11 protein-coding genes, 1 pseudogene and 1 other annotated feature are annotated in these 13,457 nt (G+C 30.5%); of the genes and pseudogenes, 3 read left to right on the forward strand and 9 right to left on the reverse strand.

Annotated features, from left to right (window positions below):
* Positions 1 to 69 precede the first annotated feature (69 nt).
* The 8 genes from rsmA to OIO11_RS10845 all read right to left on the reverse strand — a co-directional run bounded on the left by rsmA (position 70) and on the right by OIO11_RS10845 (position 9,191).
* Entirely contained in the window at positions 70 to 918 is an 849-nt protein-coding gene (gene rsmA, locus OIO11_RS10810) for a 16S rRNA (adenine(1518)-N(6)/adenine(1519)-N(6))-dimethyltransferase RsmA (protein WP_268071476.1), read from the reverse strand.
* A 1-nt stretch (position 919) separates the two neighbouring features.
* The gene (rnmV, locus tag OIO11_RS10815) at positions 920 to 1,462 is read right to left on the reverse strand and encodes a ribonuclease M5 (RefSeq protein WP_268071492.1); all 543 of its coding nucleotides are present in this window, start codon (positions 1,460 to 1,462) and stop codon (positions 920 to 922) included.
* A gap of 327 nt (positions 1,463 to 1,789) precedes the next feature.
* On the reverse strand, positions 1,790 to 2,827 hold the full coding sequence (locus OIO11_RS10820) for a ubiquitin-like domain-containing protein (RefSeq protein WP_268071477.1): 1,038 nt from the start codon (positions 2,825 to 2,827) through the stop codon (positions 1,790 to 1,792).
* Between the two features lie 268 nt (positions 2,828 to 3,095).
* On the reverse strand, positions 3,096 to 3,860 hold the full coding sequence (locus OIO11_RS10825; RefSeq protein ID WP_268071478.1) for a TatD family hydrolase: 765 nt from the start codon (positions 3,858 to 3,860) through the stop codon (positions 3,096 to 3,098).
* A gap of 80 nt (positions 3,861 to 3,940) precedes the next feature.
* Positions 3,941 to 5,467, reverse strand: coding sequence for a DUF445 family protein (locus OIO11_RS10830; RefSeq protein ID WP_268071479.1), 1,527 nt, complete (start codon positions 5,465 to 5,467; stop codon positions 3,941 to 3,943).
* A gap of 91 nt (positions 5,468 to 5,558) precedes the next feature.
* A complete protein-coding gene (locus OIO11_RS10835) occupies positions 5,559 to 6,221 on the reverse strand; it encodes a glycoside hydrolase family 73 protein (protein ID WP_268071480.1) in 663 nt (220 codons plus the stop codon).
* Between the two features lie 173 nt (positions 6,222 to 6,394).
* Positions 6,395 to 8,326, reverse strand: coding sequence for a methionine--tRNA ligase (metG, locus tag OIO11_RS10840; protein WP_268071481.1), 1,932 nt, complete (start codon positions 8,324 to 8,326; stop codon positions 6,395 to 6,397).
* Between the two features lie 71 nt (positions 8,327 to 8,397).
* Positions 8,398 to 8,647, reverse strand: a binding site (T-box leader).
* Between the two features lie 64 nt (positions 8,648 to 8,711).
* Complete coding sequence (locus OIO11_RS10845) at positions 8,712 to 9,191, reverse strand: hypothetical protein (RefSeq protein WP_268071482.1); 480 nt, start codon at positions 9,189 to 9,191, stop codon at positions 8,712 to 8,714.
* 323 nt (positions 9,192 to 9,514) lie between these two features.
* Between OIO11_RS10845 and OIO11_RS10850 the strand changes: the two genes are divergently transcribed.
* Genes OIO11_RS10850 through OIO11_RS10860 form a run of 3 tightly spaced genes read left to right on the forward strand, consistent with a single transcriptional unit; the run spans position 9,515 to position 13,205 of the window.
* A complete protein-coding gene (locus OIO11_RS10850; RefSeq protein ID WP_268071483.1) occupies positions 9,515 to 10,204 on the forward strand; it encodes a response regulator transcription factor in 690 nt (229 codons plus the stop codon).
* Between the two features lies 1 nt (position 10,205).
* Positions 10,206 to 11,606 carry a sensor histidine kinase gene (locus OIO11_RS10855; RefSeq protein ID WP_442781296.1) on the forward strand — a complete coding sequence of 467 codons (1,401 nt, stop codon included), beginning with the start codon at positions 10,206 to 10,208 and terminating at the stop codon, positions 11,604 to 11,606.
* A gap of 3 nt (positions 11,607 to 11,609) precedes the next feature.
* Positions 11,610 to 13,205, forward strand: a complete 1,596-nt coding sequence (locus OIO11_RS10860; RefSeq protein ID WP_268071484.1) for a hypothetical protein — start codon at positions 11,610 to 11,612, stop codon at positions 13,203 to 13,205.
* A gap of 113 nt (positions 13,206 to 13,318) precedes the next feature.
* Here the strand turns inward: OIO11_RS10860 and OIO11_RS10865 are convergent.
* A pseudogene (locus tag OIO11_RS10865) lies at positions 13,319 to 13,457 on the reverse strand (electron transfer flavoprotein subunit alpha); the annotation flags it as partial.

Below are 13,457 nucleotides of genomic sequence, written 5' to 3' on the forward strand. Positions count from 1 at the left end.
GCACAAATAGCTAATCCCCAGTAACCATTAAAAATATCTTTCTTACTGGCAACTGGGGATTAATAATTATTAATTGTTAGTTATTATATCATATACTGCATCTGCTAAATCTGCAAATTCTTGAAGCGATAAAGTTTCTCCTCTTCTTTTAGGATCTATATTTGCATTTTCAAAAGCCTTTTCCATTTCTTCTCCATTCATCATCTTCATACTCTTTACTGCATTTCTTAAAGTCTTTCTTCTCATATTAAAAGATTGTCTTACTATCTTAAAAAATAGTTCTTTATCTTTAGTCTGAACTCTAGGTTTATCTAACTTATCCAATCTTATAACTATTGAATCCACCTTAGGCTGGGGCACAAATGATGATGGAGAAACTGTTCGTATAATTTTAGTGTCACAATAATATTGTACAAGTATAGAAAGCGAACCATATTCTTTACAATTAGGATCTGCATCTATTCTCTCGGCCACTTCCTTTTGGATCATTATTGTCAAAGATTTAAATTTATAATTCTCATTTAGCATTCTTGCTATTATAGGTGTAGTAACATAATAAGGCAGGTTAGCTACTACTTTAACATTCACTTCTTCTCCTATTACTTCATTAAAATCAACTTTTAAAGCATCCTTATGTATAAGTTGAAAATTATCATGCCCTCCAAGCTCTTCTTCAAGTATAGGTATAAGATCTGAATCTAACTCCACAGAACAAACTTTTTTAGCTTTTCCTAATAACTCTTTTGTAAGAGTTCCAACTCCCGGTCCTATTTCTATTACGAAGTCATCTTTTGAAACTTCAGCACCATCTACTATATCATCCAGTACCTTATCGTCTATTAAAAAATTCTGTCCTAAGCTTTTAGTAAACTTAAAATTATATTTCTTAACTAATTCTTTAGTATTTACTTTTTCCATTTTATATCTCCTTACTTATTTTATTAATAGCAGCTACAAATTCTTCTCTAGTTATTCCGTAATTATTCAATCTAGTTATAAATTGTGCAGAATTGCAGTAACCTATTCCTAGTTCTCTTCCAAGTGCTTCCCTTCTTTTCTTAGCCTCACTGTTTCCAGTCAGATTAAAGTAATATAAATCTTGTGTATTAAAAAAATCTCTTTTTTCTTTTACTTCACACTTGGCATTTTTTAATGCTCTTATTATAGTCTCAGGTGAAGCATTTTCAACTCCTATATCATCATCACGAAGCCCTTCCTGCTTTGTTATGTATGCATGCTTTACGCCGCTTACTCTCTTTGATATTATTCTTCTTATCTTTTCACCAGCAAAGTCAGGATCTGTAAAAACAATTACTCCCTGTCTTTTCTGAGCTTCTTTTATTCTATCTATTACTTTTTTATTTATACCAAATCCTCCAACAGCAATTATTTCTGCATCTACTGCTCTTTTTACTGCTGTTATATCGTCTCTTCCTTCTACTACAATAACTTCTTTTATCATCATGTTAACAAAATCCTCCAACCTTTAACAACTGTAACTATTCAGTTGATATTACTTTTATCAATTCTTCCCTTTTCTATTATAAACCAAAGAATTTTTAATTCAATTTGTTTTTCATATATAAGTTGTAATAAATACTATTCTTTCTATTAAAACTTCATTGAAGCTTTTCGCAAATTGACCATTTAGCAATGAATATTGATAATTACAATCTATATACTTTATCTCTATAAAAATTTACAACTTATATACAATTTAATATATATTTTTTTACAAATAAAAAGTATAATATAAACTATATCAAATAAAAATAGAGCGCTAAGCGCTCTATTTCAAAACATATACGTCTACATATCTAACTCCAAATCTGTAAACCTGACTATCGGAATTAAAGTATAAATCTATTTTATTACCTTTAATAGCTCCCCCTGTATCTTCAGCTATAGCAAAACCATAACCTTCAATATACAGCTTAGTTCCAAGTGGAATGATTCTTGGATCAACAGCTACAGTGCTGTACCCATCAGAGTTTCTCTTGGTTTTCGTTCCAGATGCAGTAACTCCAAAGCCTCTATCTCCAGGTCTCTTGCCTGTATCTTTAAAGCTTGAAGTGTACGCAGTAGCTCTCATTCTTATTTTTGAAGAATAGCTAAAATTACCACGTGAAAGCTTTACAGTTTTTAAGGTTCCCATAGCTACAACCTTATTTGTAGGCTTTTTAGTTACTTTTTCTGATACTACTTGTCTAGATACTTCTTTTCCATTTTCATAAGTAACTTTATACTGTATTTCTTTTTCTCCAGCTGCACCTTCTTGTACAACTTTTTTGATGCCTTCCTTCATGTCGCCATCTTTTTTTACTTCGGTAGTAAATTCAATAGCTGCTACATTTTTTTCTACCTTTGATTCTACCCTAGTAACTACTACCTTTAAGCCAGCCTTAGTTACTTCTTCTCTTGATGGTGAAACCTTATCTTCAGCTCCTAATGCTATTTTTTCTTCTTTTAGCATTTCTTCAACATTATCTGCTGTAGTAGCGACAGTTTTTGTTTTACCATCTACTTGTAATTGGATATTTATAGCTTTTTCTATTCTTATTGTGTCTCCTGATTTTATCTTACTGTTTAAGTCTGGTTCTACAATATCCTTGGGACCCAGTGCAATATTATTTTTCTTTAATATGTCTTTTACGCTGTTCTTATATGTGATTATGCTCATTTCTTTTCCGTCGATTACAATATTTACGCTCTTTTCCATGCTGAATACCATAATTACTGCAGACATGAAAATTAGCATAGCCATGAAAAACACTCTAGGTCCATTTGAGAAGTAGGTCTTTATGTCGCCATAAAATTTGTTAAACATAATATAAACCCCCTTGACAAAATTGACTTAACCATTATATCGTGTATTTCATATTTCGTCAAATTAAGCGCCTTTTGCCTTCATTCTGTGTAAATAAAATGCATCATATGCATAATTATCCTACAAACTAATGGCTTGCACACAATATTTTACTGCATTTATGTTATAAAATTCCTAATATGCACCATTAGTGTGCAAAATTAAGGAAAATATTCTACAGAACCTTTTTTCCTTTTTATGTCAATCGGCTTATATACATTTTACACTATTAAGATATTTTTAGCAAGTTTTTGATATTTTCTATAGTTATATCTTGTATTTCTTCCACTGAAACCTCTTTTATTTCTGCTATTTGCTCTATTACATACTTTATATACTCTGATCTGTTTCTTTCCCCCCTATAAGGAGTTGGCGCCATATAAGGACAATCTGTTTCTACTAAAATCCTATCTAAAGGAACTTCCTTAGCCACATCTCTTAATTTTTTAGAATTTTTAAAGGTTATAACCCCAGTAATACCTATGTAATAACCTAATTTTAAGCATTCACGAGCAAATTCAACACTGCCTGAAAAACAATGAACAACTCCCTTTACTTCTGGAAATTCTTTCATAATATCCAGAGTATCTCCATGAGCATCTCTATCATGAATCACAACTGGCAAGTTTAATTCCCTTGCAAGCTCCATCTGTTTTCTAAAAACTGCTTTCTGCACTTCCTTTGGTGGATTTTCTTCCCAGTAGTAATCCAAACCAATTTCTCCTATGGCTCTTACTTTATCCTTTTTCGTCATCTTTTTAATTTCATCCAATGCTTCCTTTGTAAGCTCATAAGCATTTCCTGGATGTATACCCACTGCTGCATAAAATATGTCATACTTCTCTGCAAGCTTTGCAGAAGCTCTTGTTCCTCTTAGAGAAGCACCACAATTTAATACTCCTACTATATCATTTTCTTTTAATTCTTTTATAACCTGTTCTCTATCTTCATTAAAACGTCTGTCATCATAATGAGCATGTGAATCAAAAATCATTTCTATTTCCTCCCTTTTAAATTCAGATACTAGTATACCAATAATAAAAATTATTTTTGTCTAGCACCTGGTCACTACTATTATACTGCTGCAATTAATGTGGATACAAATCCCATTATGCATCCAAGTAAAGCTCCAAGCCAAGTTATAGCACTTAACTCCTTGCTTGCAATTTCTAGTATTATTTCTTCTGCAAAAGCAACATCAAAAGAATTTATTCTGTCTTCTACTATCTTCTTAATATCAAAAGCAGCTATGAATTCTCCTGCTTTATTTGTAATAAATCTATCAAATATAACACCTGCTGTATTTGATGCAACCCTTGAAACCTTCTCTTCATTTCCTTTTGAAATTTGTTCTAAAGTAACAGTTAATGCTTTATCTATTGAAGAATTAACATAAAATATAATTTTTCCTTCAATATCTTTATTATCAACTATATCATCAATCTTATTTCTCACGAAATTCCTAATTATATCTTCTGAATTTATATTTATTGCTGAAAGCATATTGTCTATACTTTCATTATTCTTCATCTTATTTTCTAAAGAATTAAAAATTTCTTCTATTAGATTATTTCCTATAACTTTATTAATTATAGTATCGCTTAATAACTTTGTATTTCTTTCTTTTTCTTCTTCTGAAACAACTGAAATAATCTCTGAAACTTTATTCTTAAGAAGTTTATCTATTACATCATTTATAAACAGAGCAATTTCCTTTTGAGTATCTTCCTTATCTAACTGCTCATCTACAACAACAGAAAGCTTATCATAAATAGTATCTGGATTTAAAAACATAGCAATCATTGGATTTAAATTTGAACCTACCATTCCCATAAGGGCATTTTTAAGTTTTTCCTTTACACGTTCTTCCTTAAGCATATCCTTTATAGACATAGCAATGTCATAATTTTTGCTATATACATAAACCTTAATTGTACTCACAAGGCTAACAGGTATGACTTCTTCCAACGTCTTATCCAAATTACCTAACTCATTTATTTTATTTCCTATGATTTGCTGAATTTTTGCATTAAATTCATCAGAGTCTTTATATGCACCAGCTTCTCTGATTAATCCTGCTCTTATTTTGTTATAAAATTCGCTTTCTATAATACTGCTTGGGCTCTTTGATAATTCCTTTTTTATAGTATCTAATATAATATCTTCTGCTTCTTTTTTAAATTTTTCTTTCCTGATATTAAGGAGTACTAGTTCAGTTACTTTTATTTTTATGTACTCAATAAAGCTTTGATACTTATCTCCAATTATGTTCTTTATCTGCTGACCTATTGAAATTCTACTTTTCTCAATTTCTATAACCTTGCCTTCAACCCATTTTTTGAATTTCTCATCCACTCCATTATTTGTAAGTGCTTCAACCATAGTCTCACTAGTTAAAAGATGTGTACCTATTGCATCCCCTACACTTTTTGCAATTCTCTCTTTCTCCTTTGGAATAAGTCCTGGAGTAAATGGTATTTTTATACCGAAAATTCTTTTTTCTGTATGAGGACGAAATAACATCTTTATAGCTAACCAGTTAGTTATATAACCTATAACTGCACCGATTACAGCTGCAAATAAAAGTCTTGTATACAACATATTCTTCTTCCTTTCTATTACAATATACTAAAATATAAGTTTGCATTCTCTAATACCAATTTTACTATACAAAGTTTTAAAATTAAATATATTAAAATTTCATCTCTTTTCCATTTGGATCATACTGCCATAAATCATATTGATTTATTATCCTGCAAATTTTGTTAACATACTCAGGGTCCGTGCAATATCCACCTTTTTTAACAGCCTTTATCTGTTCTACATAATTTGTGGCTTTGAATACTCCAGCTTCTCTATACCAAGGTCTTTCATGTAAAAACTTTCCATGATCAACTATTGAATCATTTAAACTATTATAAACTCTCCAATATGAATATACTGTTCTCCTTTTACCTCTTATATATTCCTTTGAAGACAGTTTAACTTTAGGGCCTGTCCATTTTTTATCTGCTTTAATACCAAATAAATTATTATATTTAGTAGCTTTTAGACTCTTTCCCCATCCTGATTCCAAGATAGCTTGTGCAATTGTAACGGACGGTAATACTTTATATGTATTATAACTTTCTATAGCCCCTTTTAATATTTTACCTATAAAATTATCCTGCGGACTCTTACTTGAAGAAAGCACTTTAACTTTAGTTTCTATAAAATCATTATTTATAGCTTCAACCTTGGAGTAATCTGTTTTTTGTTGATTATCTTTTGCATTTACTTTAATGCAGTATGTTGAACATATAAGACTCATTGCAAATAAATACAGAACCCATCTGGCATTAAATCTCTTGCCCAATATCATCCCCCCCGTAATCTTTTAGTATATAAAACATTATATCAAAATATATTCAAACATATCTTAATGCAGAATTTCAAAAGTAAAAACGAACTGCAAGTAAATTGTGCTCATTACAGTTCGTTTTTACTTATTTGAATTTTAATTCTTATCTTTACTTCTTTTATATTACTTTACTTAACCCTGCTTCCAGTTGGAAGTTCACCTGGATTTACTACCATAAGATTATCTTTATCATCTGATGCTGCAAGTATCATTCCTTGTGATAACTCTCCCATCAACTTTACCGGTTTTAGGTTAGCTACTAAAACTATATATTTTCCAACCATTTCTTCTGGTTTGTAATATTTAGCTATGCCCGATACTACCTGTCTTATTTCTCCACCTAAATCTACTTTTAATTTAAGAAGCTTCTTTGCCTTCTTTACTGGCTCACATTCTATTACCTTTGCTACTCTTAAATCAACTTTATCAAAATCTTCTATAGTAATTTCAGGCTTTATTGGTTCCATTGATGGACCTGGTGCAGCTTTTGATTGTTCTTCTTGTAATTTTGCAAGTTCCTCTAATTTCTTTTCAACGTCTATTCTTGGGAATATAGCTTCTCCTTCTCCAACCTTTGTTCCAGCTTTTGTGCCATCGAAGGAAGCTATGCTGTCCCATGATGTAAGCTCTACATTTAATTGTTTATTTATCTTTTCACTTGTTTCTGGCAAGAATGGTGAAACCATTACTGAAACTATTCTCAAGCTTTCAACAAGGTTATATAAAACAGTTCCAAGTCTCTCTTTTTTAGCTTCATCCTTAGCTAGTACCCAAGGCATTGTTTCATCTATATATTTATTGCTGCGTCTTACAAGTGTCCATATTTCATCTAATGCTTCAGGTAATTTAAGGTCATTCATTCTCTTTTCCACTTTAGCTGGAGCTTCAAGAGCAATTCTTATTAAATCTTCATCTATATCTTCTTTTGCAGTAGGTGCTTGAATTGTTCCCTCAAAATATTTATTAATCATCGCAATTGTTCTATTTACAAGGTTTCCAAGATCATTTGCAAGATCTGAGTTTGTTTTCTTTATGAAAATTTCACTTGTATACATTCCATCTTGACCAAATGGTATTTCGTGTAGAAGATAATATCTAACTGCATCTGTACCAAAGTGCTCAACTAAAACTGCAGGATCTACTACATTACCCTTTGATTTTGACATTTTGCCGCCATCAACTAAAAGCCATCCATGACCAAATACTTGTTTTGGAAGTGGTATATCTAAAGCCATAAGCATTATTGGCCAATAGATTGTATGGAATCTTAATATATCCTTTCCTACAAGATGTACATTTGCAGGCCAGTATTTGCTGTATAATTCATCATTTTCTTGGTTGTATCCTAAAGCAGTTATATAGTTTGAAAGTGCATCTATCCATACATATATAACATGTTTTTCATCGAAAGTTACAGGAATTCCCCAATCAAAAGATGTTCTTGATATACATAAATCTTGAAGTCCCGGTCTTAAGAAGTTATTAAGCATTTCATTTTTTCTTGATTCTGGCTGTATAAACTCTGGATGAGCTTCAATATATTCTATAAGCTTATCAGCATACTTAGACATTTTGAAGAAATAAGCTTCTTCTTTAGTCTTTTCAACTGGTCTTCCACAATCAGGACATTTTCCATCTACAAGTTGAGTTTCTGTCCAGAAGGATTCACAAGGTGTACAATACAATCCTTCATACTCACTTTTGTAAATGTCTCCTTGATCATATAACTTTTTAAATATCTTTTGAACTGTTTCAATGTGATAATCATCAGTAGTTCTTATAAATTTATCGTAGCTTATATTCATTGTTTTCCATAAATCTTTTATCCCTGCAACAATTTCATCAACATATTCCTTTGGAGTAACTCCTTTTGCTTCTGCAAGTCTTTGAATCTTTTGTCCATGCTCATCTGTTCCTGTTAAGAAAAAAGTATCATATCCTGTAAGTTTTTTAAATCTTGCTATAGCATCCGCAGCTACTGTAGTATATGTATTTCCTATATGTAATTTGGCAGATGGATAGTAAATAGGTGTCGTTATATAATAGCTTCCTTTACTCATTAAAATTCCTCCCTATATATTCTTTAAATTTCTTCTTAAATAAATATAAAAGCCTCTAAGCATATTGTCTGCTTAGAGGCATAAATTTACGCGTTACCACTCTAATTCGTTCTTGTTTCACAACAAAAACCTCAATAAGTGACTCCTTAACCAAAGTTAATTTTATCACCCTGCAGTATAACGGCTGCTTCCGTACTACCCTAAATAATTCAGGCAATCTGCTCCAAGGCCATATTCGTAAACTTCCATATCGCTAGTTTTCACCTATCCTAGCTCTCTTTAGACATTTTCATTTACTACTCTTCTCTTCAATGCATTTTTATTAAATTCTTATCTAAAATATTATGATATTTAACTTAATATGTCAATATTATTATCGAAATTATTAATAATTATTCCACTTTGCCATTTCTCTCTGAGTTTTATACTTTTCATGAATCAATACAGTTCCTAAAGAAATTGCAACTGATCCTGCAATACCCATAGCCGCCATTAACCTTGAAGTTACATGCTTTGCCTTTTGAAGCTGACTCTCTTTATGGATAGAGCTTACCTGACTTAATAATCTGTAAAGATCTTTTCTTTCTTCTTCAGTAATATTTTCTCTTTTTAGCTCTTCATTCAGTATATTGCTTATTTTATCTATGGATTCGTTATTTTTAACATGCATTTCCTTTTCATTCTCAATTATATATGATAAATATTTGATTTGTTTATGCAAACAATAACCTGATGCCGCTATCTGTCCATAAGTTATGTATGCTTCTATAAACTTGTCTAATACTGTATCTATAGTTTCTCTTTTAAACTTTGGTGTTCTGATTTTTTTTAATCCCTTTAAACCTGTTAAATTATTCCCCTCCACCTTTAACACCTCTTTCTTTTTAAAAACATATTCATAAATAGAATTCTATCCATTAAAATCCTATTTTATTCTATTATATTGTTTTGCTCTCCTTATTACAATTAATATTTTAGTAATGACTTATTAACTTCAAATTTTAAAATTTGATACCAATGTATTATAATATATACATTGTAAAAAATAGTTTTCATTATATTAAAGTTAACAAATGATTTATCTGTAAAAGAAATAAAAAATAAATTTGAAAATGAAACATGTAAATTGTCATTATTTTTTAACCACTATACATCATAATTCCATGACAATAGTGTTGAGGTGATACTATGAATAATAAAGTTTTGATTATAGAAGATGAAGAATCTATACGAAAATTTGTAAAATTGGTTTTAAGTAAACAGGGTTTCGAGGTTATTCAAGCTTCCAGTGGTGAAGAAGGCTTGTCTAAAGTAAATATAGAAAATCCTGACGTTATCCTTTTAGATTTAATGCTGCCTGGCATTGATGGTTTTCAAGTATGTGAAATAATAAGAAAGGATTATCCTGATAAGGGAATAATAATGCTAACCGCTCGAGGTCAAGATATGGACAAAGTTAAAGGTCTTGAATACGGTGCTGATGATTACATGGTTAAACCATTCAATCCTTTAGAGCTTTCTGCAAGAATAAATTCTTTACTGAGACGTATTAAACCCTCTGAGGAAGAAAATTCTGATATTATAGTATCTGGTCCTTTTAAAATAGATATAAGTTGTAAAACAGCTTATAAAAATGATATTAAGTTGAATTTAACTCCTAAGGAATTCTTACTTTTGAAAATATTTATGCAAAATTCAAATAAAGCTTTAAGTAGGAACAAGCTTTTAGACTTGGCATGGGGATATAATTTTGTAGGAGATCCTAAAATAGTAGATGTAAATGTTCGTAGACTTAGAAATAAGCTTGAATATGATCCGTCCTCACCAAATTACTTGCAAACCGTTTGGGGAATGGGATATAGCTGGAAGGAGAATTGAGTTGAATTCAATAAAAACACGATTAACTAGAAGTTACTTCCTGATAATAATATTAACTGTTGCTATTTGTGAAATCTTTTTAATATCTTCAGTAAAAAAATATTTTTATGATAATACTCGTGAACTTCTGTCAACTCAAATAAAATTGTCTGCTGATTTTTACAACACTTATCTTTCTTCAACTGGTCTTGAAGAAAATATAGCAGATGATGTAGATGTTTTTTGGAAAAACACTCCTGCCGAAGTTCAAATTTTGAACCTTTCAGGAAATATTTTAATGGATTCCATAGGATATTATCAGTCTGAATCTATAAACTCAAAAGATTTTCGTTCTGCCTTATCTGGAAATTTGGGTTCTTATATTTATGACTCTCCAAACAGTAAGGAAACAATAATGTGCATAGCCTATCCATTAAAAAAACAAGATAAAGTTGAAGGAGTAATTAGATTTATTACCTCTCTAGAGAAGGTTGATGAAAATATATCACAAATTTCATTATTTATGCTTCTCATAGGCGCTGCAGTAATAATATTATCAAGTTTAGTAAGTATTTTTATTTCCAATAGAATAACTCAGCCCATAAAAGTAATAACAACTGGAGCAGAAGAAATGGCCTCTGGCAAATTTAATAAGAAAATACAAAAAAACTCTGATGATGAACTTGGCAAACTAGCAGATACATTGAATTATATGGCTGAAGAAATCCAAAACAATGAAAGATTAAAAAATGAATTTATAGCTTCCGTTTCTCATGAACTGAGAACTCCATTAACCTCTATTAAAGGTTGGGCAGTAGCATTAAGTTTGTGTAATCCTGAAAACAAAACTGAATTTGAAGACGGTCTTAAAATTATTGAACAGGAATGTGACAGATTAACTTTATTAGTTGAAGAACTTCTAGATTTTTCAAAATTAATTTCTGGGAAAATTGTTCTACAAAAAGATTGGATTGATCTTGAAGAGTTTCTAATGTATATGGTTAGACAATCAGCTCCAAGATCACAAAGAGAAAATATTAAGCTTTCACTTATTAATAAAGATAAACTTCCTGAAATATTCGCAGATGTAAACAGGCTTAAGCAACTCTTTATGAATATTTTGGATAATGCTTTTAAATTTACTCCTAGCGGTGGTGAAATAACAATCACTACCTGTAAATTAGATAATACTCTGCTTATAAGTATAAAAGACACTGGCTGCGGTATCTCAAAAGAAGATTTGCCTAAGGTTACTGAAAAATTTTATAAGGGCAAAAATAGTAAATCAAAAAATGGTATAGGTCTTTCCATATGCAGTGAAATAGTTTCTCTTCACAAGGGAACACTGAAAATTTTAAGTGAAGAATACAAAGGAACCGAAATACAAATCATGCTCCCTTTAACTTTTACAGGAGGTTGTTAGAACATGAAGCAAATTAAATATATTTTTCTAATGTGTATATTCCTTTTAGCTTTAAATTTAATTGGATGCAGCAAAAATGATATGTCAAATGCCGCTAAAATCTTACCTCCTAAAAATAATAATATGCCCCTTGATGGTGTTTGGGTAACAGATAGGTACTACACTGGTACTTCTAGTACAATGGACAATAAGGAGATTAAAGATAAAATAGGTAAAATTGTATCCTTTAACAAGAATAAAGTAATTTTATATAAAGACTCTTGTGAATCACCAAAATATAAAATTAAAACTGTAGATGCTCAAAATTACTTTATGGGAAATTATTTAGTTAATCCTGAAAGTATAGGAATAGCTAAAAACAAAGTTCAAATAGTATCAATTTCCAGCAATGAAAATTTTTTTGCTTCCTTTATTATATTAGAAGAAGATAAAATTATGACTTATTCAAATGGCGTGTTTTTTCATATGACAAAAAATTCTCAGCTTACCTCTGCAGACACTAATTTAAATAAAGCACTAAACAGAGCGGAGACTACTGATGATGAAACTGGAAAACATTCAAAAATAATAAAGAATAACAATAAATCTTTTTCTGATTCTGAAATTTTACAACAATTTAGCTCAGGTATTTTATTGGGCTTAAAATCCTATAAACCAGTTTCATATAAACTTCCTTACAGCTTTTCAAAAGCTCCTGTTAAGGAACCTGTTTATAGAAGTCTATGGATTAACTTTACTGGTGATTCTGTTGTATCTGTAAATGACCTTCCATTCATTCTTGCGCCTAGACAGAATGGATTCTGGAAAATAAACACCAACAGAGAAGTCACCCAAACTTATGTAAAAGATTATATATTTGCTTATCCTATTGAAAAAGCAGTCGAATTTAAACCAAACCATACTTCCATATCGAAAGATGAACAATTTCATAGTTTAGCAGATATTCTTTTCGTAGGAAGCGATTATATTTCTTTGGAATTAAGCGGTGGTGGATATAAAAAAGGATCTCAATATACGTATAAATATAATTTGCTTCAAGTTCAACCATTAGATACCTTAGAAATGAAAACTACGACTTCTATCTCTATTGGTAAAATTATAGGCGTTCAAGGAATTAAAGCTTTAAAACAAGGCGCTGCTACTTACTTAAACTCACTAAACTATGAAGAAAAACAAAAATTAGAAAGTTTTCCTCGTTCTGATAGTTTTGGTTTAGCTCGTGAAAATGGAAAATGGATTTTAAAAGGGCGTTTGAATTACTCTTCTGAAGCCTATAAAGACAGCTATGGTGATTTTAATATTCCTATAATAGCTTCTAAAGAGCTTGTAACATATGATTCTCTATATCCTACATGGAATGTAATAAAAGAGAGAGTTCCTGAGGCTGTAGATGCATACTCTCCACCAAATAAAAATTTTGTAATGGTACTGACAAAATCCTCAATTCTTATATATGATATTATAAATGAAGAATTAAGTAAAAAACCATTAAAAACAATTTCTTTAAAAGATGAAGAAACAGTAGTAATGTCTCACTGGGCCACAGGCAAATATGTTAAGACATGGGATGAACAAATTAAAAGCCTTATAACAAAATAAGCAAATATAAAAAGCTAAGGGTAATCAACTGCCAATTTGGTCAATTGTTCCCTTAGCTTTTTATATTTACTCCCACGTATAACGCGGGAGTAAAAGTCAAATTAAATTTTAGATTAGTTTTTAGCAGCTTTTATTTGAGCTATTAATTCTGGAATTACTTTATTTAAGTCTCCAACTAATCCTAAATCTGCAACTTTCATGATTGGAGCTTCTGCATCTTTGTTGATAGCGATTATGTATTCACTATCTTGC

This window comes from Clostridium sp. ZS2-4, assembly GCF_026719745.1.
Lineage (GTDB): Bacteria > Bacillota > Clostridia > Clostridiales > Clostridiaceae > Clostridium_H.